The organism is Chitiniphilus eburneus (assembly GCF_005048205.1).
In the GTDB taxonomy this organism is placed as follows: Bacteria; Pseudomonadota; Gammaproteobacteria; order Burkholderiales; family Chitinibacteraceae; genus Chitiniphilus; species Chitiniphilus eburneus.
In genome coordinates this window covers 150363-173410 of the sequence record NZ_SUMF01000004.1, presented here as the reverse complement: position 1 = coordinate 173410, position 23048 = coordinate 150363, and the positions used below count along the sequence as shown (strand labels likewise).

Here is a 23048-nt window from a genome sequence, read left to right as displayed (position 1 = left end):
AGGGTTGCCACTGTTCGACGCGGCCCCCGCCGCGCCGGGTGTCGTGCCTTACTTTTTCTTGGCCGCAGCCTTGGCCGGTGCTGCTTTGGCGGCTGGCTTGCCGACGCTTACCTCATCCTTGAGGCGCGCATAGGTGCCTTCCTTGATGCCCGGCACGCGGGTCAGGTCCTGCGTACTCTTGAACGGCCCGTTCTTGCCCCGGTAATCGACGATTGCCTTTGCCTTGGCCGCGCCGATTCCGGGCAGCGTTTCCAGTTGCTCGGCGGTGGCGGTGTTAATATCCACCGCCGCCCAGGCCGAAGCCGCCAACAGCAACCCGACCAGCAGGCCCACGATCTTTTGCATCATCTCTCTTCTCCTGATTTTGAATTTGTGTGCAAATGAATGCACAAAATGAATTTAGAAGTTATTCCCAGAATTTCCAGTAAATTTTGTCAGGCTGTATTCAGACCATGAATGGATTGAGCGCGCAGGCGTCGGTATCCCATTACGAGAATTTCCCGGTGGCATCGTTGCTGATGCCGCGCCGCTATCGCAAGCCGGTGGCCGCCGTGTACCACTTCGCCCGGCACGCGGACGACCTGGCGGACGAAGGCGATGCCCCACCCGAGGTGCGGCTGGCCGCGCTGGCGGAATGCCACGCGGAACTGGCACGTATCGAGCACGGCGAAGTGCCGCAGACCGTGCGTTATCAGGTACTGGCGCAAGCGGTGCGCGATTTCGGCATTCCGGTTTCGCTCTGCCATGACCTGCTCTCCGCCTTCGAACAGGACGTCGTAAAAACGCGCTACGCGGATTTTGGCGAGGTAATCCAGTACTGTCGCCGTTCCGCCAACCCGGTGGGGCGCATCCTGTTGCATTGTTTCGGCGAGGCGGACGAGCGTCATCTGGCGATGTCGGACGGCATTTGCAGCGCGCTGCAACTGATCAATTTCTGGCAGGACGTGGCGGTGGACTGGCGCAAGGATCGCGTATATCTGCCGCAGGATGACCTGGCCCGCTTCCGGGTGACCGAGGCCCAGATCGCCGAAGGGCGGGTCGATGGCAACTGGCGGCGGTTGATGGCCTTCCAGGTGGACCGTACCCGACGCATGCTCCAGGCCGGTGCCCCGCTGGCGCTGGCCTTGCCGGGCCGGATCGGCCTGGAATTGCGGCTGACGGTGCTGGGCGGTGACGCCATCCTCACCAAGTTGCAGCACGCCGGCTACGACATGTTCAACCAGCGCCCCGTCCTGGAGCGCGCCGACTGGCCGCGCCTGCTGTGGCGCGCACTGCGCAAGAAATGAGGCGCCATGTCCTGTGGCTGGCGGCATGGCTGCTGACCGGCTGTCTACAGCTCGACCTGCCCGCTGGCGAGGCCGGGCGTGGCGAAACGGTGTCGGGGCGTGTGGTGGGCGTCGCCGACGGCGACACCCTGACCGTTCTCGACGATACCCTGCACGAGCACAAGGTGCGGCTGGCCTATATCGATGCGCCCGAAAAGGCCCAGGCCTTTGGCGACGTGGCGAAATGGCGGCTGTCGGCGTTGGTCTACGGTCGCGCCGTGCGTGCCGAGGTGATCGAGACCGATCGCTACGGCCGGGCGGTGGCGCGCATCTGGCAGGATGACCAGGACATCAATCTGGTTCTGGTGCGGGAAGGGATGGCCTGGCATTACCGCCAGTTCACCCGTGGGCAGAGCGACGCCGAGTTCGCGCAATACCAGGATGCCGAGACCGGTGCGCGTGCCACGCACGCCGGACTATGGCAGGGCAGGCGGCCGCAGGCGCCGTGGGACTATCGGCACAACCGGCGCAACAAGGGCTGAGTCCGGCGCGGGCTCAGCCGGCTGTCGTCGTGGGTTTACTCGACGAAGCTGGCCGTTGTCACGGCCGGCGCGGAAGCGGCTGGCGTGCCGGGCACCGGTGGCGGATCACCGATGGCGGGTGCGCTGGTTGCGCCTTCGACGGCGGCCGGGATGGGTGTGATGGCCGCAGGGCGGGGTTTGGATTTGACCGTCTGAGGGGGCAGATAAAGATCGCCCTTGAAGCCGCAGCCGGCGAAACCCAGGACGAACAGCAGGGGGAGAAGTACGCGCATCGCCGTGCTTTGGTGGCAAAATCGCGATGTTATCACGCGCCCATTCCGCCGATCCCATGACCGAATCCGAATTCCTCGCCCTGACCGACGCTGTGTTTGCCCAGATCGAGGCCGCGCTCGATGCTGCCGGGATCGACGTCGATCCGCTTCTGGCCGGCAATGTGCTGGAGCTGGAGTTCGACGATGGCAGCAAGATCATCGTCAATCGCCACGCCGCCAACCAGGAGTTGTGGATCGCCGCCAGGAATGGCGGCTTCCACTATCGCCTGGCCGGAAGCGAATGGCGCAATACGCGCGGCGAAGGCGAGTTCTACGCCGATCTGGCGGCGGCCGTGCGCCTGCATGCCGCTGAGGATTTCTCGTTCTGACGCTGTCCTGGCTGCCGGACGCCTGGGCCGCCGGGTTGTTCGCATCGGCTTTCCTTTCTTCCACGCTGCTGCCGGGGAACTCGGAAGTGGCGCTGGCTGCCTATCTGCTCAAATACGACCAGGCCTTCTGGCTGCCGCTCATGCTGGCGACGCTGGGCAATACGCTGGGCGGCATCGTGACCGTATGGCTGGGGACGCGCCTGCCGGCCACGGCCATTCCCCAGCGTGCGGCATGGTTGTCGCGCCACGGCGCGGTGACGCTCGCGCTGTCCTGGGTGCCGGTGCTGGGCGACGCGCTCTGCCTTGCCGCCGGCTGGCTACGCTGGCCGTGGCGCCGGGTGTTGCCCTGGCTGGTCCTGGGTAAATTCGTGCGCTATCTTGCGCTGGCTGCGTCGCTACGCGGCCTGCTTCAATAAAAGTGGTCACGAAGGGCGTTGCATGCGGGTTTTGCCGCCGGACGTGCGACGTGGTTTTTGACAGGGGAAATCAATCGATGTCTTCGCTTCGGCGTCGTTGCGCTGCCGCTGCGCTTGCCTTGCTGGTCGTTCTGCCGACCCACGCCTATGAAAGCCCGCTGCCCGATCTGGGCGACACGTCGAGCGAAGGGCTGTCGGCCAGCGACGAGCGCCAGATCGGCGCATCCGTGATGCGCGAACTGCGGCGCAGCGGCATGTTGCTGGATGATCCCGAGCTGACCGCCTACGTGAATCAACTGGGCGGGCGTCTGGTCGATGCCAGCGAGGACGCGCGGGCCTCGTTTACCTTCCTGCCGCTGCGCGATCCGTCGGTGAACGCCTTTGCGGTGCCCGGTGGCGTGATCGCGGTACATAGCGGGTTGATCGTGATGGCGCAGCACGAATCCGAGCTGGCCAGCGTGCTGGCGCACGAAATCGCGCACGTCACGCAGCACCATATCGCGCGGATGATCGAAAGCCAGCGCGTCACGCCCTGGATGACGCTGGCGGCGTTGGGGCTGGCGATCCTGGCCGCGCACGCCGGTCATGGCGATATGGCTGCCGCCGCTGCCGCGGCCGGCCCGGCCATGGCGATCCAGCGCCAGCTCGATTTCACCTACGGCTTCGAGCAGGAGGCCGACCGCATCGGCATGCAGACGCTGACCCGCGCCGGTTTCGATCCGTCCGCCATGCCGGTGTTTTTCGACCGCCTGCAAAAGCACAACCGCCTGGTCGAGAACAATGCCCCGGAGTTCCTGCGCACCCACCCGGTGACCTACAAGCGGATCGCCGATGCACAGGCGCGACTCAAGGACATGCCCTACCGCCAGGTGCCCGATTCGCAGGACTTCCTGTTCATGCGGGAAAAGGCCAGGGTGTTGCAGGGCGATCAGCGCACCATGCTGGATTTCTACGCCAAGACCCTGAGTGAAGGGCGTTTTGCCAATCGGGCCGCGCACCTTTATGGCTATGCGCTGGCCCAACTGCGTAACCGCGATTTCGCCGGGGCGCAAAAAAGCCTGGATGGCGCCCGCACCGCCTACGGCCGCGCCCATCCGGCGCTGGAGTACCTGCAAGGACAATTGCTGCTGGCGCAGGGCCGGCCGGTGGAGGCCGCCGCGCAGTTGAAACAGGCGGCGCAGCGCTTTCCGGGTAGCCGCGCGCTGGTCTATGGCGAGATCGATGCGCGTCTCGCGGCCGGACAACTGAACGATGCGCTGGCGCTTACACACGACGCACAGGAACTTTATCCCTCCGATGCCGAGCTGTATCAGCGGGAGGCGAAAGCGTATCAGGGGCTGGGCAACGCGCAGCGCCAGCATGCGGCGCAGGCCGAATACTACGTGCGGCTGCTGGAATACACCGCGGCCATCGAGCAATTGCAGATCGCCCAGCGTCAGCCCGGCGACGATTTCTATCTGTTGTCCCGCATCGAGGCGCGGCTGCGCGAGTTGCAGCAGGACGACGAATCGCAACGCCGCAAGGCTGGCAAGCCGTCGTCACTGGACAGCAGCCAGGCCCTGCCGGCTCAGCCTCAGCCGCCGGTGGAGGTGGGGGCGCCGACCAATGCGCGCAGCACGTCCAGATACCGGTCGGGATCGGGCGGCATGCCCTGGCGCTGAGCCTGCCAGATCATCTCGGCCAGTCCTTCGGTCATGGCGTGCAGGGCCGCGTGCTCGTCACCGAGCTTTTCGCAGAGCGCACGATGGAGCGCGCGCACGCCGGCCGGCTGGTCGATCGACAATTGCTCTTCGATGGCCAGATGCATCGAAACATGCAGGAACGGATTGGTCTCGCCGAATTCCGGCGGCCAGTCGCGGTCGAGGTAGTCCAGACTGAGGAAAGGATGGTATTCGGGGTGGCGCAGCAGCACGCCCACCGTCATCAGCTCCAGGTCGGTCAGCGGGGCGGCGGCCTGGTGCTTTTGCCAGGATTCGATGAAGAAGCGGCGGGCTTCGTCGCGGGATGGATTGAACAGCATGGGCGATCTTGAGGCGATGATCGGGCGATTATCCCTCAGAACCGCGTCCATAATCCGCCAGGTGTGCGCAGTGCATGAAGAACGGTTCCGCCCCGGCGAACGGGCGCGGCCGCATCGGACAACGAAAGGAGCAGGGCATGACCACGGTTTATGATTTCCAGGCGCAGGACATCGATGACAAGACGGTGGAGCTGGCCAGCTATCGCGGCCAGGTGCTGCTGATCGTCAACGTCGCCAGCCAGTGCGGGTTCACGCCGCAGTACGAAGGGCTGGAATCGCTGTATCGCCGATACGGCTCACGCGGCCTGACGGTGCTGGCGTTTCCCTGCAATCAGTTCGGCGCACAGGAGCCGGGCGACGCGGCGGACATCAAATCGTTCTGCGCCAGCCGCTATGAAGTGACCTTCCCGGTGTTCGCCAAGATCGACGTGAACGGCGATAACGCGCACCCGCTTTACCAGTTCCTGAAAAAGTCGGAGCCGGGCGTACTGGGTACCGAGGGCATCAAGTGGAACTTCACCAAGTTCCTGGTCGATCGCGAAGGACACGTGGTGGAGCGCTTTGCGCCGACCACCAAGCCGGAGGAGCTGAGCGGGGACATCGAAAAGCTGCTGGGCTGAGCGCCAGCGGGCAGGGGATGCGGCGGTGGGGCGCTCCGATGGATTGTGCGTCGCCGTGGGGCTGGCCGGGCGTTGAAAGAAAAGGCGTTTTGCGGTAGTATCCCGGCAATTTTGCACAGCAAACGGGATGGGGGCGACCTATCCCGTTTTTGTACGTGTACCCCCGGAAATTCGCATTATTTGGGCGCAATGCCCAGGAGCCGCCAGTGTCCCAACCCGCCCTGCTCGCGCTAGCCGACGGCACTCTGTTTCACGGTACTTCGATCGGCGCCGATGGTGAAACCATCGGTGAAGTGGTGTTCAACACCGCGATCACCGGATATCAGGAAATCCTCACCGATCCATCCTACAACCGCCAGATTGTCACGCTGACCTATCCGCATATCGGCAACTACGGCGTCAACCACGAGGATGCGGAAAGCCGCACCGTGTTCGCCGCCGGCCTGATCATCCGCGATCTGCCGCTGTTGCATTCCAATTTCCGCTCGTCGATGAGCCTGGGCGAGTATCTCAAGACCAACAACGTCGTCGCGATTGCCGATATCGATACCCGCAAGCTCACCCGTATCCTGCGCGAGAAGGGGGCCCAGCCCGGCTGTATCGTCAGCGGGGCGAACATCGATGCGGCCGCCGCCGTGGAAAAGGCCAGGTCGTTCGGCTCGATGGCCGGCCAGGATCTGGCCAAGGTCGTCGCCAGCGATAAGCAATACGACTGGAACACCGCCGAATGGCAGCTGGGCGTCGGCTATACGACGCAGCACAACCCGCGTTTCCACGTGGTGGCGTACGACTTCGGCGTGAAGCAGAACATCCTGCGCATGCTGGCCGAGCGCGGCTGCAAGCTGACCGTGGTGCCGGCGCAGACCCCGGCCGCCGAGGTGCTGGCACTCAAGCCGGATGGCGTGTTCCTCAGCAACGGCCCGGGCGACCCCGAGCCTTGCGACTACGCCATTGCCGCCACACGCGAGTTCATCGACCGACGCATTCCCACGTTCGGCATCTGCCTGGGCCACCAGATCCTGGGCCTGGCCGTCGGCGGCGCCACCAGCAAGATGAAGTTCGGCCACCACGGCGCCAACCACCCGGTGCAGGACCTGGATACCCGTCACGTGATGATCACGTCGCAGAACCACGGCTTCCAGGTCGATGAAACCAGCCTGCCGGCCAATGTGCGCGTCACCCACCGCTCGCTGTTCGACGGCACGGTGCAGGGCATCGCGCTGACCGATGCCCCGGCGTTCAGCTTCCAGGGCCACCCGGAAGCCAGCCCTGGCCCGCACGACGTGGCATACCTGTTCGACAGGTTCATCGCCATGATGGGCGCGCCGCGCCAGTAAAGAGGGAAGAAAAAAGGGGGCATTTGACCTGTCCCCTTCGTTTTTTCCGTTACGAAGGTTTTTTCAGGGAGTAGTGGAACCAGGGTCGGCAGGTCGGTGCGGAGGTGTGTTTTGGCCCTTCCCCCTTCCCCCTTCCCCCTTCCCAAACAAGCAATGCCCAAGCGTACAGACATCAAGACCATCCTCATCATCGGCGCCGGCCCCATCGTCATCGGGCAAGCGTGCGAGTTCGACTACTCCGGCGCGCAGGCCTGCAAGGCGTTGCGCGAGGAGGGCTACAAGGTCGTGCTGGTGAACAGCAACCCGGCCACGATCATGACCGACCCCAACATGGCCGATGTCACCTACATCGAGCCCATCACCTGGCAAGTGGTCGAGAAGATCATCGACAAGGAACGCCCCGACGCGATCCTGCCTACCATGGGTGGCCAGACCGCGCTGAACTGCGCGCTGGACCTGTGGCGCAACGGCGTGCTGGACAAATACAAGGTCGAGCTGATCGGCGCCACGCCGGAAGCCATCGACAAGGCCGAGGATCGCCAGAAGTTCAAGGCCGCGATGGAAAAGATCGGCCTGGGTTCGGCGCGTTCGGCCATTGCCCACACGCTGGAGGAATCGCTGGCGGCACAGGCCGACATCGGCTTCCCGGTCATCATCCGCCCGTCGTTCACCATGGGCGGGTCGGGCGGCGGCATCGCCTACAACATCCAGGAATTCATCGAAATCTGTACCCGTGGCCTGGACCTGTCGCCGACCAAGGAACTGCTGATCGAAGAATCGTTGCTCGGCTGGAAAGAGTACGAGATGGAAGTCGTGCGCGACCGCGCCGACAACTGCATCATCGTCTGCTCGATCGAGAACCTGGACCCGATGGGCGTGCACACCGGTGATTCGATCACGGTCGCTCCGGCGCAGACGCTGACCGACAAGGAATACCAGATCATGCGCAACGCCAGCCTGGCGGTGCTGCGCGAGATCGGCGTCGATACCGGTGGCTCCAACGTGCAGTTCTCGGTCAACCCGGCCGACGGCCGCATGATCGTGATCGAGATGAACCCGCGCGTGTCGCGCTCGTCGGCGCTGGCCTCCAAGGCCACCGGCTTCCCGATCGCCAAGGTGGCGGCCAAGCTGGCCGTGGGTTACACGCTGGACGAACTGAAGAACGAAATCACCGGTGGCAAGACGCCGGCTTCGTTCGAACCGTCGATCGACTACGTGGTCACCAAGGTGCCGCGTTTCGCTTTCGAGAAATTCCCTCAGGCCAACGACAAGCTCACCACCCAGATGAAGTCGGTGGGCGAGGTGATGGCCATCGGCCGTACCCAGCAGGAATCGCTGCAAAAAGCGTTGCGCGGGCTGGAAACCGGCATGTCCGGCTTCGACGAAGTGACCACCGACCGCCAGGCCATCGAATCGGAACTGGCCGCGCCCGGCCCGAACCGCCTGTGGTACGTGGCCGACGCGTTCCGCATCGGGCTGTCGCTGGACGAAGTGCACGACCTGTCCAAGATCGACCCCTGGTTCCTGGCGCAGATCGAAGACATCGTACTGATCGAGAACAGCCTGCGCGGCCGCTCGGTGGATAGCCTGGGTCGCGACGAAATCTGGAAGCTGAAGCGCAAGGGTTTCTCCGACCGCCGCCTCGGCGCGCTGCTCGGTTGCGACCAGAACGCGGTGCGCAAGGCGCGCCATGCCGTCGGCGTGCGCCCGGTCTACAAGCGCGTGGACACCTGCGCGGCCGAGTTTGCCACCAACACCGCCTACATGTACTCGACCTACGAGGAAGAGTGCGAATCGCAGCCGACCAATGCCAAGAAGGTGATGGTGCTGGGCGGCGGCCCGAACCGGATCGGCCAGGGCATCGAGTTCGACTACTGCTGCGTGCACGCGGCGCTGGCGCTGCGTGAAGACGGGTACGAGACCATCATGGTCAACTGCAACCCGGAAACCGTTTCCACCGACTACGACACGTCCGACCGCCTGTACTTCGAGCCGCTGACGCTGGAAGACGTGCTGGAGATCGTCGAGGTCGAGAAGCCGTTCGGCGTGATCGTGCAATACGGCGGCCAGACCCCGCTGAAGCTGGCACGCGCACTGGAAGCCAACGGCGTGCCCATCATCGGCACCAGCCCGGACATGATCGATGCCGCCGAGGATCGCGAGCGCTTCCAGAAGCTGTTGCAGGACCTGGGCCTGCGCCAGCCGCCCAATGCCACCGCGCGTAACGAAAAGGACGCGCTGGCCCTGGCCGCGCGCATCGGCTACCCGCTGGTGGTGCGCCCTTCCTATGTGCTGGGCGGCCGCGCGATGCAGATCGTGCACAGCGAGGACGACCTGACGCGCTACATGCGCGAAGCCGTGAAGGTGTCCAACGACAGCCCGGTGCTGCTGGATCGCTTCCTCAACGACGCCATCGAAGTGGACGTGGATGCGCTGTCCGACGGCCAGCAGGTCATCATCGGCGGCATCATGGAACACATCGAGCAGGCCGGCGTGCACTCGGGCGACTCCGCCTGCTCGCTGCCGCCGTACTCGTTGTCCCGGGAACTGCAGGACGAACTGCGTCGCCAGACCGTCGCCATGGCGCGTGCGCTGAATGTCATCGGCCTGATGAACGTGCAGTTCGCGATCCAGGGTCAGGGCGAGAACGCCGTGGTCTATGTGCTGGAAGTGAATCCGCGCGCCTCGCGCACCGTGCCGTATGTGTCCAAGGCCACCGGCATGTCGCTGGCCAAGATCGCCGCGCGCTGCATGGCCGGGCAGAGCCTCGCCAGCCAGAATGTCACCGCCGAGGTGATTCCGCCGTACTACTCGGTGAAGGAAGCGGTCTTCCCGTTCGTGAAGTTCCCCGGCGTGGATACCATCCTCGGGCCGGAAATGAAGTCCACCGGCGAAGTGATGGGCGTGGGCGATACCTTTGCCGAAGCGTTCGTGAAGAGCCAGCTCGCGGCCGGCGTGGTACTGCCGAGCAGCGGCAACGTGTTCATCTCGGTGCGTGAAAGCGACAAGGCGGGCGCGATCGAATGCGCCGGCATCCTGACCGGGCTGGGCTTCAAGGTGATTGCCACCAAGGGCACCGCCAGCGCCATCGCCGCTGCCGGCATCGATGTCACTGCGGTGAACAAGGTGACCGAAGGCCGTCCGCACATCGTGGACATGATCGTGAACGGCGGCATCGCCATGATCGTGAACACGGTGGACGAGCGTCGCCAGGCGATTCAGGACAGCTACTCCATCCGTCACGAGGCGCTGAAGGCGAAGCTGCCGCTGTATACCACCATCGCCGGAGCCAAGGCGGCATGCGTCGGCTTGCGCGACCTGGGCGAGATGCGGGTGTACGACCTGCAGAGCTTGCATCGCCAGTTGAAAGCCTGATACCGTAAGCCGGTACAGCCGCCGTCCTCCGAGACGGCGGCTGTCCTTTTTCCGAGCCGTGGCCGGGCACCGTATCGATGATGCGGAGGCGGGCGGCGGTGAACTGTTCGGCCAAGCCCTGTCTTGGCCCTTTGATTTTACGGGGCATCGCGTGGCGATCCCCGAGGGAGTGAACGATGATCAAGATCCCGTTGACCGTGGTCGGCGCGGAAAAACTGAAGGTCGAACTGCAACGCCTGAAAAGCGTTGATCGACCTGCCGTGATTGCCGCGATCGCCGAAGCGCGCTCGCACGGCGACCTGTCGGAAAATGCGGAATATGACGCGGCCAAGGAAAAGCAGGGCTTCGTCGAAGGCCGCATCGCCGAGCTGGAAGGCAAGCTGTCCAACGCGCAGGTGATCGATCCGCGCGATCTGGCGCACACGGCCGAAGGCCGCGTGGTGTTCGGCGCCACGGTGGAACTGGAAGACCTGGATGCCGCCAGCAAGGTGACGTATCAGATCGTCGGCGACGACGAAGCCGATCTGAAGGATGGCAAGATTTCGGTGTCCAGCCCCATCGCGCGCGCACTGATCGGCAAGTACGCCGGCGACGTGGCCGAAGTGGTTGCGCCGGGCGGCATCCGCGAATACGAAGTGCTGGACGTGCGTTACGTCTGAGCGAGCAGCGTCCCCTTCACTCCTGATACAGCGCAATCATCATGGCCAACGGCTTCAAATCCATTTTCACGGTGCTCTGGATCGGCGGATTGTGGGTGATCGGCGTGATGGTGGCGCCCATCCTGTTCAAATCGCTGGATAACCGCGTGGCGGGGCAGGTGGCGGGGCAATTGTTCCGCGCCATCGGCTGGGTGGGCATCGTGGCGGGCATCTACCTGTTCGTATACTGGCTGTGGGCCGAAGGCCTGCGCGCCTTCCAGGAGGCCAAGCTGTGGCTGGTGATCGGCATGCTGACCTGCACGCTGATCAACCAGTTCGCCGTGTTCCCGATCATCGCCGGCATCAAGCCGGGCATCTCGCAAGCGGCGACCGGCATGTTCGGTGGTGGCCTGGAGCAATGGCATACCATCTCGGCGCTGATCTATCTGGTCCAGACCGTGTTCGGGGTGATCTACGTCTGGCGCGACGCCCGCTGAGTGCCAGACCAATTGCAAACGTCTGCTGAGGCTGATCCGGCAGCGAATTCTCGGCAAAGCCGTGAACCTGAGCATGGGTGGTTTGCATGTGCCGATGCTCCCTTGATCGATGCCACTCCCTCGCCCTCGCCGCCGCGAGGGCGCCTCGGTTTGCCCGGGCTGAGATTTTTAACGTGGATTGGTAAGGTGCCCTTGGCGCATGCAACGAAAAAGGACGGCCTTGGCCGTCCTTGTCGCGCGGATCCGCAAGCGGGATCAGCCGCTCTTCTTTTTGCTCTTGGGCAGCGCGATGCGCGGCTTGTCGATGCTGGACGGGCGGTAGACGATCAACAGCTTGCCCAGATGCTGCACCGGCGCGGCGCCGAGTTCATCGCAAATCTGTTGCAGCAGTTGCTCGCGCAGTGCGCGGTCATCGCCCAGCACACGGATCTTGATCAGCTCGTGGGCATCCAGGTTGATGGCGATTTCGCGGATCACCGCTTCGGTCAGGCCATTGTTGCCGATCATGACCACCGGGTTCAGGCTGTGGGCCAGGCCACGCAGATATTGTCGCTCCACCGGGGACAGTTCGATTTTCATAAGGGTGCTTCGTTTTTCTAAAACCCGGATTTTACTTGATTTTACTGGCGTGAGCGGCGCGTTTTCCGCGCGGACGCCGTGTTTTTGAAATGCAGGCTCGCCTGACCGCTGGGGCGGGCGCGATGTCGTGGAAGAAAGGATAGGCCGATGGCCCGCAGCAAATCGAGCAATGCCTGGTTGCAGGAGCACGTGAACGACCATTACGTGCACATGGCGCAAAAGGACGGCTACCGCGCGCGCGCGGCGTACAAGCTGCTCGAAATCAACGAGAAGGACAAACTGCTCAAGCCTGGCATGTGGGTCGCCGACCTGGGCGCCGCACCCGGTAGCTGGTCGCAGGTGGCCGCGCGCGCGGTGGGCGAAAAAGGCCGCGTGTTCGCGATGGACCTGCTGGAAATGCCGTTCATTCCGGGGGTGGAGTTCATCCAGGGCGATTTTCGCGAGGACGAAGTGCTGGCGCGCTACGCCACGCTGCTCGGCGGCCGCCAGGTGGATCTTGTGATTTGCGACATGGCCCCCAATATCAGTGGCAATGCCGTCACCGACCAGGCCCGCAGCATCTATCTGTGCGAACTCGCCCTTGCATTCGCGCAGGATCATTTGAAACCCGGCGGCGATTTGCTGGTCAAGGTATTCCAGGGTTATGGCTACAACGAATTCCTGGCCGCCATGCGGGAGACCTTCACGCAGGTGGTCACCCGCAAACCCAAGGCATCCCGTGACCGCAGCCCCGAGATGTATTTGCTGGGCAAGCAGAAAAAGGGTTGACGGGGCTGCTGTCGATCATCCTTCGCATTCGCGCTCGAAGGTCGATTCACCCTAGAATGCACATCGTGATTTCGCGTCCGTCGCGCAAGGAGTAAGCCGTGAACAATCTCGGCAAGAACATCGCCATCTGGCTGATCATCGGTCTGGTGCTGATGACCGTGTTCCAGCAGTTCACCAAGCAGCAGGAAACCGCTGGGCAGGTGCCGTATTCGCAGTTCATGAAGGACGTGGAGACCAACCAGGTCACCGACGTCACCATCGAAGGCAACATGCTGCGCGGCTACATCATCCGCGGGCAGCGTACCGATGGGCAGAAGTTCTCCACGCTGGCGCCGTTCGACTTCCGCATGGTCGATACGCTGATCAAGCACAACGTGAAGTTCGCCAGCAAGGCCGAGGAAGAGCCGAGCATGCTGATGAATATCTTCATCAGCTGGTTCCCGATGATCCTGTTGATCGGCGTGTGGATCTTCTTCATGCGCCAGATGCAGGGTGGCGGTCGCGGCGGCGCGTTCAGCTTCGGCAAGAGCCGCGCCAAGATGCTGGACGAAAGCAATAACGCGGTGACCTTCGCCGACGTCGCCGGTTGCGACGAGGCCAAGGAAGAAGTCACCGAGATCGTCGATTACCTGCGCGATCCCTCCAAATACCAGAGCCTGGGCGGCCGCATGCCGCGCGGCATCCTGATGGTCGGTTCGCCCGGTACCGGCAAGACGCTGCTGGCCAAGGCCATTGCCGGCGAAGCCAAGGTGCCGTTTTTCTCGATCTCCGGCTCCGATTTCGTTGAAATGTTCGTCGGCGTGGGCGCGGCCCGCGTGCGCGACATGTTCGAGAACGCCAAGAAGAATGCGCCTTGCATCATCTTCATCGATGAAATCGACGCAGTCGGCCGCCAGCGTGGCGCCGGCCTGGGCGGTGGCAACGACGAGCGCGAGCAGACGCTGAACCAGATGCTGGTGGAGATGGATGGCTTCGAGGGCAATTCGGGCATCATCGTCATCGCCGCAACCAACCGCCCCGACGTCCTGGACCCGGCGCTGCTGCGCCCGGGCCGTTTCGACCGCCAGGTGGTGGTGCCGTTGCCCGACATCCGGGGCCGCGAGCAGATTCTGGGCGTGCACATGCGCAAGGTGCCGATTTCCAACGACGTGGACGCCACCATCCTGGCGCGTGGCACGCCCGGCATGTCCGGCGCCGACCTCGCCAACCTGGTGAACGAGGCCGCGTTGTTCGCCGCGCGCCGCAACAAGCGCCTGGTGGACATGGACGATTTCGAATCGGCCAAGGACAAGATCTACATGGGGCCGGAGCGCCGCACCATGGTGATGACCGAGGACGAGCGCCGCGCCACGGCCTACCACGAGTCGGGCCACGCCGTGGTCGCCGAACTGCTGGAAGGTACCGATCCGGTCCACAAGGTGACGATCATGCCGCGCGGCCGCGCGCTGGGCCTGACCTGGCAACTGCCGGAGCGCGACAAGTTCTCGCTCTACAAGGACCAGATGCTCAACGAAATCACCATCCTGTTCGGTGGTCGCGTGGCGGAGGACCTGTTCGTGCACCGGATTTCCACCGGCGCGTCGAACGACTTCGAGCGTGCCACCCGCATGGCGCGCGACATGGTCACGCGCTACGGCATGAGCGACAAGATGGGCCCGATGGTCTACGGCGAGAACGACGGTGAAGTGTTCCTCGGTCGCTCGGTCACCACGCACAAGAATGTGTCCGAAGCGACCATGCAGCAGGTGGATGCCGAAATCCGCCGCATCATCGACGAACAATACGCCTTGACCGTGAAGCTGCTGGATGGCCATCGCGACATGGTGGAAAAGATGACCGCCGCGCTGATGGAATGGGAAACCATCGATCGCGATCAGGTGCGCGACATCATGGAAGGCCGCGACCCGCGTCCGCCCAAGTACCCGCCGCCGCCGCGTCCGCAGCCGGCGTCCGACCAGCCCAGTGGCGATGCGCCCAGCGCAACCACTACGCCGGCAACGGAAGGCTGATCGTTCGTGTCACCCCAAAGGCGGCCCTCGGGCCGCCTTTGCTTTTTAGAGGCCAATCCATGCAAACCCTTCAATGCGGTCGCTTCGCGCTGCCGCTGTCGCGCCCGCTGGTCATGGGCATCATCAACGTCACGCCGGATTCGTTCTCCGATGGCGGACGGTACGATTCGGTGGCGCGCGCGGTATCGAGGGCCGAGCGCCTGGTCGGCGATGGCGCGGACATGTTGGATATCGGTGGCGAATCGACCCGTCCCGGGGCTGCGCTGGTGACCGAGGACGAAGAAGCGCGGCGCGTGGTGCCGGTGCTGGCGGCTTTGCAATCGCTGAATGTCCCGCTGTCGGTCGATACGCGCCGCCCGGCCGTGATGCGCGCAGGGCTGGAGGTCGGCATCGACCTGATCAACGACGTATCCGCACTGGAAGGGGAGGGAGCATTGCCGCTGGTGGCGGCCTCCGGCGCGGCGGTATGCCTGATGCACAAACAGGGTGAGCCGCAGAGCATGCAGAGCGAGCCGCATTACGACGACGTGGTGGCCGAGGTCTGCGCCTATCTTGCGGGGCGCCGCGATGCCGCGCTGGCCTGTGGTATTGCCGCAGAGCGCATCGTGCTCGATCCGGGTTTCGGCTTCGGCAAGTTGCTGGAACACAATGTGGCGTTGTTCCGTGCCCTGCCTGAAATCATCGCGCAATTGGGCTGCGCACTGCTGGTGGGGGTTTCGCGCAAGACCATGCTGGGCCAGCTTACCGGTCGTCAGGTCGACGAACGCCTTGCGGCCAGTGTGAGCGCGGCCGTGGTGGCAGCCCAGGCCGGCGCTCATATCGTTCGCGTACACGATGTGCGGGAAACAGTGGATGCACTCAAGGTGTGGGCCGCTTTAAAATAGTCGCCAAGCTTTCATGACCTTTTCATAGGAGTAGTGGGATACATGGCTCGCAAGTATTTCGGCACCGATGGCGTGCGCGGTCTGGTTGGCGAATATCCGATTACGCCTGATTTTGCGATGAAGCTGGGCTACGCCGCCGGGCGTGTGCTGGCGGCATCCGAAAAACGCTTGCGCGGTGAGCACGCTGCCGTGTTGATCGGCAAGGACACCCGCGTTTCTGGTTACATGCTGGAGGCCGCGTTGCAGGCCGGCTTGAATGCCGCTGGCGTCGATGTCCACCTGACCGGCCCGTTGCCCACCCCCGGCGTTGCCCACCTGACCCGCGCATTGCGCCTGTCTGCCGGCGTGGTGATCTCGGCCTCGCACAACCCGTACTACGACAACGGCATCAAGTTCTTCGGCGCGGGCGGCAAGAAGCTGCCGGATGAGGTCGAACTGGCGATCGAAGACGCCATCGACGATCCGCAACCGTGCGTTTCCTCCAAGCAACTGGGTAAATCGTGGCGTGTGACCGACGCCAATGGCCGCTACACCGAATTCTGCAAGTCCACCTTTCCCAATGAACTGGACCTGCGCGGGTTGAAGCTGGTGATCGACTGCGCCCACGGGGCGACCTACCAGGTTGCACCACAGGTGTTCCACGAACTGGGCGCCGACATTGTCACCATCGGCAACCAGCCCAACGGCTTCAACATCAACGAAGAGTGTGGCGCCACCCACGTGGAGTTGCTGCGCAAGACAGTGCTGGCCCAAGGCGCCGACTACGGCATCGCGCTCGACGGCGACGGTGACCGGCTGATCATGGTCGATGGCGACGGTACCGTGATCGATGGTGACCTGCTGATCTACGTGCTGGCGCAATACCGCCATGCGCGCGGCACGTTGCCCGGTGGCGGCGTGGTCGGCACCCTGATGACCAATCTGGGCGTGGAGAACGGACTGAAGTCGCAAGGCATCGCCTTCGAACGTGCCAAGGTGGGCGACCGCTACGTACTGGAGCGCATGCTGGCGCGTGGCTGGGTACTGGGTGGTGAGGGCTCGGGCCATATCCTCAGCCTGGATCGCCATACCACGGGCGACGGCATCGTTTCCGCGTTGCAGGTGCTGGAAGCCGTGATCGAACAGGGTAAGACGCTGTCGGCGTTGACCGATACCCTGGCGCTGTCCACGCAGGTGCTGAAGAACGTACGCATCGCCAAAGGCTTTGACGCGATGGCTTCGGTGGCGATCAAGGAGTCGGTCCAGCAGGCCGAAGTGGCGATGGGTCAGTCGGGACGAGTGCTGTTGCGCGCGTCCGGCACCGAGCCGGTGATCCGCGTGATGGTCGAGCATGTGGACGCGGGCGTCGCCGAGAATTGGGCGCAACGCATCGCCACGGTGGTGACCAGCGAGGCCGATACCGAGTAAGCGGCTCTTGCCGGATGCGACAACGCCACCTGAACGGTGGCGTTGTCGTCTGGAAGGCTGGCAGCTCAGCCTGCGCAGCCGCAGTCCTCGGCGTCGAGCGCGCAGGTGGCGGCATCGCCGGCGGTCGCGTAGCCGTCACGCTTCCACCAATCCAGGCCACCCATCAACTCCTTTACCGTGAAGCCCAGTTGAGCCAGTTTGTACGCACCCTTGGTCGAGGCATTGCAGCCGATGCCGTCGCAATAGCTGACGTACAGCGTGGCGCGATCCAGGTGGGCGGTGGTGGCGTGATCCATTGAGCGGTGCGGCAGGTTGATGGCGCCGGGGATGTGCTCACGGGCGTAGGCCGAGGGCGAACGGGCATCGACAACGATCACGTCCTGTCCGGCACGCAGGGCTTCGGACAGATCCCAGGCATCGATCTCGTAGGCGAGCTTGTTGGCGTAGTGTTGGAGTTGGGCATCCATGATGTCTTCAGGTCGCGAACGGATGCCTCAATGTAGCGCTGGTGTGGCACGTCTTGAATGCACAGATTGAGCGGAAACGACCATGACAGTGGGGGGCTGGTATGGCCGAGGCAGAAAAACGGCCCCTGAGGGGCCGTTCAGCATGATCATGCGCGTGTGATGCCGATGGTCGATCAGTGCAGATCGAGCCAGGCGACCACTTCGGCGGAGGTCGGTACGCGACCGCAACTGACGATATGGCCATCCACCTCGATTTCCGGCGGCGCCGTCACATGCGCTGCGCGGATATGCGCGGTATCGCGCACCATTTCCAGTTCCACCGATGCGCCCATGGCCTTCAGCGTTTGGCGCAGCACGACTTCGGCGCGATGGCAGACCTTGGTGTTGGGTCCGTAGAGCGTGACTTTCATGATGCCCTCCTCGGCGAGTATCGCAACCTTTCCACCATACGCCGGGGGAGGGCAGGGCGCATTTTTCGCCGATGATCGAACCGCGGGCGCGGGCGACTCAGCCGAACTTGCCGGTGATGTAGTCTTCCGTGGCCTTTTTCTTCGGCGTGGTGAAGATGCTGTCGGTCTCACCCACCTCCACCAGTTCCCCCAGGTACATGTAGGCGGTGTAATCGGAGACGCGCGCCGCCTGCTGCATGTTGTGGGTGACGATGGCAATGGTGTAGTCCTGCTTCAGCTCATGCACCAGCTCCTCGATATGCGCGGTGGAGATCGGGTCCAGCGCCGAGGTCGGTTCGTCGAGCAGCAGCACTTCGGGCTTCACCGATACCGCGCGCGCGATGCACAGCCGCTGTTGCTGGCCGCCCGACAGGCCCAGGCCGGACTGCTTGAGCTTGTCCTTCACTTCGCCCCACAACGCAGCCTTCTGCAACGCCCACTCGACGCGGTCGTCCATGTCGGCCTTGTTAAGGTTCTCGTAGAGCTTCACGCCGAAGGCAATGTTGTCGTAGATCGACATCGGGAACGGCGTCGGCTTCTGGAACACCATGCCCACCTTGGCGCGCAGCATGTTCAGGTCCACGCCGCTGTCCAGGATGTTGCGGCCGTTCATGTTGATCTCGCCCTCGGCACGGAGCTTGGGGTAGAGGCCGTACATGCGGTTGAAGGTGCGCAGCAGTGTCGACTTGCCGCAGCCGGACGGCCCGATGAAGGCCGTGACCTTGCCTTCGTCGATGTTCAGGTTGATCTGCTTGAGCGCGTGGAAATTGCCGTAGTAGAAGTTCAGGTTGCGAACAGTGATCTTCGGCTGCTTGAGTTCTGCGGTCATTATCGGTCTCGGTCTCGGATTCGTGGGCCGTTCAGTGCTGCGACGGGTTGCGCACCAGCGTGCGGGCAAGAATGTTGATCCCCAGGACAAATACGCCGATCAGCAACGAACCGGCCCAGGCCAGCGCGTGCCAGTCCTCGTAGGGGCTCATCGCGTATTGGAAGATCACCACCGGCAGGTTGGCCATGGGTTGATTCATGTTGGAGAAGAACTGGTTGTTCAGCGACGTGAACAACAGCGGGGCCGTTTCGCCGGAAATCCGCGCAACGGCCAGCAGGATGCCGGTCACCACGCCGGCCTTGGCGGCGCGCAGCGAGATCAGCAGCACCATCTTCCATTGTGGCGCACCCAGGGCGTAGGCGGCCTCGCGCATGGCGCTCGGTACCAGGCGCAGCATGTTCTCGGTGGTGCGCACCACCACCGGGATCACCAGCAGCGACAGCGCAAAGGCCCCGGCCCAGCCGGAGAAGTGCCCGACCTGGCGCACGTACACCTCGTAGATGAACAGGCCGATCACGATGGAAGGCGCGGAAAGCAGAATGTCGTTGATGAAGCGCGTGGTCGGCGCCAGCCAGCCGCGCTGGCCGAATTCGGCCAGATAGGTGCCGGCCAGGATGCCGATCGGAGTGCCGATCAGTGTGCCCATGCCGGCCATTGCCAGACTGCCGACGATGGCGTTGGCCAGGCCACCGGGGCTGCCCGGGGCCGGCGTTTCCATGTACAGCAGCGCGGGAGTGAGGCCGCCCAGGCCGTTCTTGACCAGGGTGTAGAGAATCCACAGCAGCCAGAACAGGCCGAAAGCCATGGCCAGCATCGACAGGGCGAGGCTGATGTAGTTGACGATGCGGCGACGCAGGTAAAGGTTCATGGTCATGGTCCCGGTCAGGCGTTGGCGCCTTCGTTGCGTTGCAACCGGAGCAGCAACAGTTTGGAGAGCGAGAGCACGATAAAGGTGATCACGAACAGCAACAGGCCCAGTTCGATCAACGCGCCGGTATGCAACTCGCCGGTGGCTTCGGTGAATTCATTGGCCAGCGTGGCCGCGATCGATGTGGCCGGATCGAACAGCGATTCGATCGAGCGTTGTGCATTGCCGATGACGAAAGTGACCGCCATCGTTTCGCCCAGCGCACGGCCCAGGCCCAGCATCACGCCGCCGATCACCCCGTTCTTGGTGTACGGCAGCACCACGTTCCACACCACTTCCCAGGTCGTGCAGCCCAGCCCATAGGCCGATTCCTTCAACATGGGCGGGACGACTTCGAACACATCACGCATCACCGACGCGATGAAGGGAATCACCATGATCGACAGGATCAGGCCGGCGCTGAACATGCCGATACCCATCGGCGGGCCCTGGAACAGGCTACCCAGTAACGGAATGCCTTCGGTCCAACTGGTGAGCTTGGGCTGGATATTGTCGGCAAACCAGGGCGCGAAGATGAACAGGCCCCACATGCCGTAGATGATCGAGGGCACGCCGGCCAGCAGCTCGATGGCCATGCCCAGCGGGCGGCGCAGCCATACGGGTGACAGTTCGGTGAGGAAGATGGCGATGCCGAAGCTGACCGGTACACCGATCAGCAGGGCGATGAACGAGGACAGCAGCGTGCCGGTAATGGAGTTCAGGCCGCCGAACTGCTCGGTGACGGGGTTCCAGTCGCCGCTGAACAGGAAGCCGAAGCCGAAGGCCTTCAGCGCGGGCATGGCGCCCCAGATCAGCGAGCCGATGATGCCCAGCAGCAGCACCAGCACCAGGAACGCGAAAAAGCGGGTGGAACCGCGGAAGATCTGATCTTGGATTTTCTGCGCCTTGAGGCGCTGTTCTTGCGATGTCATTCATCGTCTCCGGATTCGCCCTGATGAACAACAGGAGCCCAGGGGGCTCCTGCTGCGAACCGGGGTCGGCCAAGGCGTTGGCCGACCCGGGATTGCCTTACTTCCAGACCGGGCTGTTGGCGGAATCGGTGATCTGCTTCCACGACGCGCGGATGGTGTCCTTCACGTTGGCGGGCATCGGTACGTAGTCCATGTCCAGCGCAACCTTGTCGCCTTCCTTGTACGCCCAGTCGAAGAATTTCAGCGACTCGGTGGCCTGGGCCGGCTTGTCCTGCTTCTTGTGCATCAGGATGAAGGTGGCGCCGGTGATGGGCCAGCTATCCTTGCCGTCCTGGTCGGTCAGCACCACGGCGAAGCCCGGAGTGGCGGCCCAGTCGGCGGATGCGGCAGCGGCCTTGAACGAAGCATCGTCCGGGTTCACGAACGAACCGGCCTTGTTCTGCAACTGGGTGTGCGCCATCTTGTTCTGCTTGGCGTACGCGTATTCCACGTAGCCGATGCCGCCCTTGATGCGCTGCACGTACTGGGCGACGCCTTCGTTGCCCTTGCCACCCACGCCGGTGGGCCATTGTACCGATGCTTCGTTGCCAACCTTGGACTTCCAGTCACCCGACACCTTGGACAGGTAGTTGGTGAAGATCCAGGTGGTGCCCGAACCGTCGGCGCGATGCACCACGGTGATGGCCTGATCCGGCAGCTTCACGCCCGGGTTGGCCTTGGCCAGCGCCGGATCGTTCCACTTCTTGATCTTGCCGAGGAAGATGTCGGCGAGCAGCGTCGGCGTCAGCTTCAGTGCGCCGGCCTTCACACCTTCGACGTTGATGACCGGCACCACGCCGCCCATCACGGTCGGGAACTGGGTCAGGCCGCCCTTGTTCAGTTCTTCAGCGGTCAGCGGCTTGTCGGACGCGCCGAAATCGACGGTCTTGGCCTGGATCTGCTTGATACCGCCGCCCGAACCGATCGACTGATAGTTGAGGCCGTTGCCGGTCTTGCCCTTGTATTGTTCAGCCCATTTCGCATACAGCGGGTAGGGGAAAGTCGCACCGGCGCCGGTAATGTCGGCGGCGTTAGCATGGGCGACGGTCAGGCCGGCGGTCGTGCCGATGATCACGAGCAGATTGCGCGCGAACGTCATGGTCGGTTCTCCAAGATGTGAATAGCGGTCGGTTGACACGCTGCGCATGCTATCGGCGACGTGTTTCCGAAATATTACAAGTGTCCGGTTTTGCAACCGGGCTGCAATCTTCTACCCGCCGGGCGGCCCCCGCGGTTTGACGGAGGAATAGCGTGAGCCTAGAATCCACAGCTTTTGCGAACAGGGCGCCTGCGCGGATGCCGAAACAGACCGTCATCGGCAACTGGAAGATGCATGGCAGCATCGGGCAGATCCGCTCGGTGGTGCCGGAGCTGTTGCGGGCAGGACTGGGCGCGAATGTAGCGCTGTGCGTGGCCTATCCCTATCTGGCATTGGCCAAGTCGATGCTGAGCGAGGCGGAATCGGCCATTCAGCTTGGCGCGCAGGACGTATGCGAATACCACATCGGCGCCTATACCGGCGAAGTATCGGCCGGCATGCTGGCTGATGTGGGATGCGAGATGGTGATCGTCGGGCATTCGGAGCGTCGCCGCTATTTCGGCGAAACCAGCGAGACGGCGGCGCGCAAGGTGCGTGCGACGCTGGATGCGGGGCTGCTGCCGGTGTATTGCGTGGGCGAGACGCTCAAGCAGCGCGATGAAGGTATCGCGCGCGACATCATTGCGGAAGAACTGCAAGTGCTGGCCGGCGTGCCGACCAGCCTGTACGCGGTGGCTTATGAGCCGTCGTGGGCGGTGGGGACGGGTATCGCCGCCACGCCGGAACAGATTGCCGAGATGCATGCCTTCATCAAGAAGACACTCGATGTACGTACAAGGGTGTTGTACGGGGGCAGCGTGAAGGGCGACAACGCGGCGCAGGTGCTGGCCGTGGACGGTGTCGATGGTGTGCTGGTGGGTGGTGCGGCATTATCGGCAACCGAGTTTCTTGAGATATGTCATGAAGCCGCGTAAGGCTCTGTGGCATTGCAATAAACCCTTATCGGCGCTAGAATGCGCGCCTGTCTGAAGAGAGAAGATGGAACTGATTCATAGCCTCGTTTTGGTCTTCAATGTGGTGTCCGCCCTGGCGGTCATCGTGTTGGTCCTGATGCAGCACGGCAAGGGTGCGGACATGGGCGCTGCCTTCGGTAGTGGCTCCGCTGGCAGCCTTTTCGGCTCGTCGGGTTCGGCCAACTTCCTGAGCCGCTCCACGGCCGTGTGCGCCACGCTGTTCTTTGCAACCTGCCTTGCCCTGGTGTTCATGACTTCGCCGCGGCAAACCGCCTCCCTCGGTGTCATGGGCGATGTCAAGCAGGATGCTGTGGTGCAACAACCGGCTTCGGCGCCTGCCCAGAACAAGATTCCCGAATAAGCTCTTCCTCGCTGT

General features: G+C 63.4%; 26 protein-coding genes. 16 read left to right on the top strand and 10 right to left on the bottom strand.

All coding sequences use genetic code 11. From position 1 onward, the window contains the following. Window positions 1–48: 48 nt before the first annotated feature. Window positions 49–348: a ComEA family DNA-binding protein gene (locus tag FAZ21_RS07085; protein WP_136772578.1), complete on the bottom strand. Its 300-nt coding sequence runs from the start codon at window positions 346–348 to the stop codon at window positions 49–51. 104 nt (window positions 349–452) lie between these two features. Between FAZ21_RS07085 and hpnC the strand changes: the two genes are divergently transcribed. Further along, complete coding sequence (gene hpnC, locus FAZ21_RS07080; RefSeq protein WP_136772577.1) at window positions 453–1286, top strand: squalene synthase HpnC; 834 nt, start codon at window positions 453–455, stop codon at window positions 1284–1286. Next, window positions 1283–1807, top strand: coding sequence for a thermonuclease family protein (locus tag FAZ21_RS07075; RefSeq protein ID WP_246038520.1), 525 nt, complete (start codon window positions 1283–1285; stop codon window positions 1805–1807). The genes hpnC and FAZ21_RS07075 overlap by 4 nt, the downstream gene beginning before the upstream one ends. Window positions 1808–1842: 35 nt before the next feature. Here the strand turns inward: FAZ21_RS07075 and lptM are convergent, their stop codons facing one another. Beyond that, complete coding sequence (gene lptM / locus FAZ21_RS07070; protein ID WP_136772576.1) at window positions 1843–2079, bottom strand: LPS translocon maturation chaperone LptM; 237 nt, start codon at window positions 2077–2079, stop codon at window positions 1843–1845. A 56-nt stretch (window positions 2080–2135) separates the two neighbouring features. Between lptM and cyaY the strand changes: the two genes are divergently transcribed. The 3 genes from cyaY to FAZ21_RS07055 all read left to right on the top strand — a co-directional run bounded on the left by cyaY (window position 2136) and on the right by FAZ21_RS07055 (window position 4524). Next, window positions 2136–2447 (top strand): iron donor protein CyaY, encoded by a 312-nt coding sequence (gene cyaY / locus FAZ21_RS07065; RefSeq protein ID WP_136772575.1) that lies wholly within the window; start codon window positions 2136–2138, stop codon window positions 2445–2447. 35 nt (window positions 2448–2482) lie between these two features. Continuing rightward, the gene (locus FAZ21_RS07060) at window positions 2483–2863 is read left to right on the top strand and encodes a YqaA family protein (protein WP_246038518.1); all 381 of its coding nucleotides are present in this window, start codon (window positions 2483–2485) and stop codon (window positions 2861–2863) included. A gap of 77 nt (window positions 2864–2940) precedes the next feature. Further along, window positions 2941–4524, top strand: a complete 1584-nt coding sequence (locus FAZ21_RS07055) for a M48 family metalloprotease (protein WP_136772573.1) — start codon at window positions 2941–2943, stop codon at window positions 4522–4524. Here FAZ21_RS07055 and FAZ21_RS07050 read toward each other — a convergent pair. Beyond that, entirely contained in the window at window positions 4437–4883 is a 447-nt protein-coding gene (locus tag FAZ21_RS07050) for a DUF1841 family protein (RefSeq protein WP_211243396.1), read from the bottom strand. The genes FAZ21_RS07055 and FAZ21_RS07050 overlap by 88 nt on opposite strands. A 137-nt stretch (window positions 4884–5020) precedes the next feature. Here FAZ21_RS07050 and FAZ21_RS07045 point away from each other — a divergent pair, with 137 nt between their 5' ends. From FAZ21_RS07045 to FAZ21_RS07025, 5 genes are all read left to right on the top strand, one after another. Further along, window positions 5021–5503 carry a glutathione peroxidase gene (locus FAZ21_RS07045; protein WP_136772572.1) on the top strand — a complete coding sequence of 161 codons (483 nt, stop codon included), beginning with the start codon at window positions 5021–5023 and terminating at the stop codon, window positions 5501–5503. Between the two features lie 206 nt (window positions 5504–5709). Continuing rightward, the gene (carA, locus tag FAZ21_RS07040; protein ID WP_136772571.1) at window positions 5710–6840 is read left to right on the top strand and encodes a glutamine-hydrolyzing carbamoyl-phosphate synthase small subunit; all 1131 of its coding nucleotides are present in this window, start codon (window positions 5710–5712) and stop codon (window positions 6838–6840) included. Between the two features lie 153 nt (window positions 6841–6993). Then, on the top strand, window positions 6994–10215 hold the full coding sequence (gene carB, locus FAZ21_RS07035; RefSeq protein WP_136772570.1) for a carbamoyl-phosphate synthase large subunit: 3222 nt from the start codon (window positions 6994–6996) through the stop codon (window positions 10213–10215). A gap of 176 nt (window positions 10216–10391) precedes the next feature. Beyond that, entirely contained in the window at window positions 10392–10874 is a 483-nt protein-coding gene (gene greA / locus FAZ21_RS07030; RefSeq protein ID WP_136772569.1) for a transcription elongation factor GreA, read from the top strand. Between the two features lie 41 nt (window positions 10875–10915). Beyond that, window positions 10916–11350: a DUF4149 domain-containing protein gene (locus FAZ21_RS07025; RefSeq protein ID WP_136772568.1), complete on the top strand. Its 435-nt coding sequence runs from the start codon at window positions 10916–10918 to the stop codon at window positions 11348–11350. A 255-nt stretch (window positions 11351–11605) separates the two neighbouring features. Here FAZ21_RS07025 and FAZ21_RS07020 read toward each other — a convergent pair whose 3' ends face one another. Further along, a complete protein-coding gene (locus tag FAZ21_RS07020) occupies window positions 11606–11929 on the bottom strand; it encodes a YhbY family RNA-binding protein (protein WP_136772567.1) in 324 nt (107 codons plus the stop codon). Window positions 11930–12076: 147 nt separating this feature from the next. On the opposite strand from FAZ21_RS07020, the gene FAZ21_RS07015 reads away from it, so the two are divergent. The 4 genes from FAZ21_RS07015 to glmM all read left to right on the top strand — a co-directional run bounded on the left by FAZ21_RS07015 (window position 12077) and on the right by glmM (window position 16997). Next, entirely contained in the window at window positions 12077–12697 is a 621-nt protein-coding gene (locus FAZ21_RS07015; protein WP_136772566.1) for an RlmE family RNA methyltransferase, read from the top strand. Between the two features lie 98 nt (window positions 12698–12795). Beyond that, window positions 12796–14706: an ATP-dependent zinc metalloprotease FtsH gene (gene ftsH, locus FAZ21_RS07010; protein WP_136772565.1), complete on the top strand. Its 1911-nt coding sequence runs from the start codon at window positions 12796–12798 to the stop codon at window positions 14704–14706. A 59-nt stretch (window positions 14707–14765) separates the two neighbouring features. Further along, window positions 14766–15590: a dihydropteroate synthase gene (gene folP / locus FAZ21_RS07005; RefSeq protein ID WP_136772564.1), complete on the top strand. Its 825-nt coding sequence runs from the start codon at window positions 14766–14768 to the stop codon at window positions 15588–15590. A gap of 42 nt (window positions 15591–15632) precedes the next feature. Further along, a complete protein-coding gene (gene glmM, locus FAZ21_RS07000; protein ID WP_136772563.1) occupies window positions 15633–16997 on the top strand; it encodes a phosphoglucosamine mutase in 1365 nt (454 codons plus the stop codon). Window positions 16998–17062: 65 nt separating this feature from the next. On the opposite strand, the gene FAZ21_RS06995 is transcribed toward glmM, so the two are convergent. The 6 genes from FAZ21_RS06995 to pstS form a co-directional block, all read right to left on the bottom strand. Then, window positions 17063–17464 (bottom strand): rhodanese-like domain-containing protein, encoded by a 402-nt coding sequence (locus tag FAZ21_RS06995; protein WP_136772562.1) that lies wholly within the window; start codon window positions 17462–17464, stop codon window positions 17063–17065. Between the two features lie 173 nt (window positions 17465–17637). Continuing rightward, on the bottom strand, window positions 17638–17874 hold the full coding sequence (locus FAZ21_RS06990) for a thioredoxin family protein (RefSeq protein WP_136772561.1): 237 nt from the start codon (window positions 17872–17874) through the stop codon (window positions 17638–17640). A gap of 97 nt (window positions 17875–17971) precedes the next feature. Next, on the bottom strand, window positions 17972–18742 hold the full coding sequence (pstB, locus tag FAZ21_RS06985) for a phosphate ABC transporter ATP-binding protein PstB (protein WP_136772560.1): 771 nt from the start codon (window positions 18740–18742) through the stop codon (window positions 17972–17974). Between the two features lie 31 nt (window positions 18743–18773). Beyond that, window positions 18774–19610 carry a phosphate ABC transporter permease PstA gene (gene pstA, locus FAZ21_RS06980; RefSeq protein WP_136772559.1) on the bottom strand — a complete coding sequence of 279 codons (837 nt, stop codon included), beginning with the start codon at window positions 19608–19610 and terminating at the stop codon, window positions 18774–18776. A 14-nt stretch (window positions 19611–19624) separates the two neighbouring features. Then, the gene (gene pstC, locus FAZ21_RS06975) at window positions 19625–20581 is read right to left on the bottom strand and encodes a phosphate ABC transporter permease subunit PstC (RefSeq protein WP_136772558.1); all 957 of its coding nucleotides are present in this window, start codon (window positions 20579–20581) and stop codon (window positions 19625–19627) included. Between the two features lie 97 nt (window positions 20582–20678). Beyond that, window positions 20679–21719 carry a phosphate ABC transporter substrate-binding protein PstS gene (pstS, locus tag FAZ21_RS06970; protein WP_136772557.1) on the bottom strand — a complete coding sequence of 347 codons (1041 nt, stop codon included), beginning with the start codon at window positions 21717–21719 and terminating at the stop codon, window positions 20679–20681. Between the two features lie 197 nt (window positions 21720–21916). Here pstS and tpiA point away from each other — a divergent pair, with 197 nt between their 5' ends. Together tpiA and secG are read left to right on the top strand one after the other, a co-directional pair. After that, a complete protein-coding gene (gene tpiA / locus FAZ21_RS06965) occupies window positions 21917–22633 on the top strand; it encodes a triose-phosphate isomerase (RefSeq protein ID WP_136772556.1) in 717 nt (238 codons plus the stop codon). Between the two features lie 64 nt (window positions 22634–22697). Further along, entirely contained in the window at window positions 22698–23033 is a 336-nt protein-coding gene (gene secG, locus FAZ21_RS06960) for a preprotein translocase subunit SecG (RefSeq protein ID WP_136772555.1), read from the top strand. Window positions 23034–23048: the final 15 nt, after the last annotated feature.

Bases quoted from the DNA above. Each gene is read 5' to 3' on its own strand.
- FAZ21_RS07085 (WP_136772578.1), bottom strand. From the start codon at position 348: ATGATGCAAAAGATCGTGGGCCTGCTGGTCGGGTTGCTGTTGGCGGCT.
- hpnC (WP_136772577.1), top strand. From the start codon at position 453: ATGAATGGATTGAGCGCGCAGGCGTCGGTATCCCATTACGAGAATTTC.
- FAZ21_RS07075 (WP_246038520.1), top strand. From the start codon at position 1,283: ATGAGGCGCCATGTCCTGTGGCTGGCGGCATGGCTGCTGACCGGCTGT.
- lptM (WP_136772576.1), bottom strand. From the start codon at position 2,079: ATGCGCGTACTTCTCCCCCTGCTGTTCGTCCTGGGTTTCGCCGGCTGC.
- cyaY (WP_136772575.1), top strand. From the start codon at position 2,136: ATGACCGAATCCGAATTCCTCGCCCTGACCGACGCTGTGTTTGCCCAG.
- FAZ21_RS07055 (WP_136772573.1), top strand. From the start codon at position 2,941: ATGTCTTCGCTTCGGCGTCGTTGCGCTGCCGCTGCGCTTGCCTTGCTG.
- FAZ21_RS07050 (WP_211243396.1), bottom strand. From the start codon at position 4,883: ATGCTGTTCAATCCATCCCGCGACGAAGCCCGCCGCTTCTTCATCGAA.
- FAZ21_RS07045 (WP_136772572.1), top strand. From the start codon at position 5,021: ATGACCACGGTTTATGATTTCCAGGCGCAGGACATCGATGACAAGACG.
- carB (WP_136772570.1), top strand. From the start codon at position 6,994: ATGCCCAAGCGTACAGACATCAAGACCATCCTCATCATCGGCGCCGGC.
- greA (WP_136772569.1), top strand. From the start codon at position 10,392: ATGATCAAGATCCCGTTGACCGTGGTCGGCGCGGAAAAACTGAAGGTC.
- FAZ21_RS07025 (WP_136772568.1), top strand. From the start codon at position 10,916: ATGGCCAACGGCTTCAAATCCATTTTCACGGTGCTCTGGATCGGCGGA.
- FAZ21_RS07020 (WP_136772567.1), bottom strand. From the start codon at position 11,929: ATGAAAATCGAACTGTCCCCGGTGGAGCGACAATATCTGCGTGGCCTG.
- FAZ21_RS07015 (WP_136772566.1), top strand. From the start codon at position 12,077: ATGGCCCGCAGCAAATCGAGCAATGCCTGGTTGCAGGAGCACGTGAAC.
- folP (WP_136772564.1), top strand. From the start codon at position 14,766: ATGCAAACCCTTCAATGCGGTCGCTTCGCGCTGCCGCTGTCGCGCCCG.
- glmM (WP_136772563.1), top strand. From the start codon at position 15,633: ATGGCTCGCAAGTATTTCGGCACCGATGGCGTGCGCGGTCTGGTTGGC.
- FAZ21_RS06995 (WP_136772562.1), bottom strand. From the start codon at position 17,464: ATGGATGCCCAACTCCAACACTACGCCAACAAGCTCGCCTACGAGATC.
- FAZ21_RS06990 (WP_136772561.1), bottom strand. From the start codon at position 17,874: ATGAAAGTCACGCTCTACGGACCCAACACCAAGGTCTGCCATCGCGCC.
- pstB (WP_136772560.1), bottom strand. From the start codon at position 18,742: ATGACCGCAGAACTCAAGCAGCCGAAGATCACTGTTCGCAACCTGAAC.
- pstA (WP_136772559.1), bottom strand. From the start codon at position 19,610: ATGAACCTTTACCTGCGTCGCCGCATCGTCAACTACATCAGCCTCGCC.
- pstC (WP_136772558.1), bottom strand. From the start codon at position 20,581: ATGACATCGCAAGAACAGCGCCTCAAGGCGCAGAAAATCCAAGATCAG.
- pstS (WP_136772557.1), bottom strand. From the start codon at position 21,719: ATGACGTTCGCGCGCAATCTGCTCGTGATCATCGGCACGACCGCCGGC.
- tpiA (WP_136772556.1), top strand. From the start codon at position 21,917: ATGCCGAAACAGACCGTCATCGGCAACTGGAAGATGCATGGCAGCATC.
- secG (WP_136772555.1), top strand. From the start codon at position 22,698: ATGGAACTGATTCATAGCCTCGTTTTGGTCTTCAATGTGGTGTCCGCC.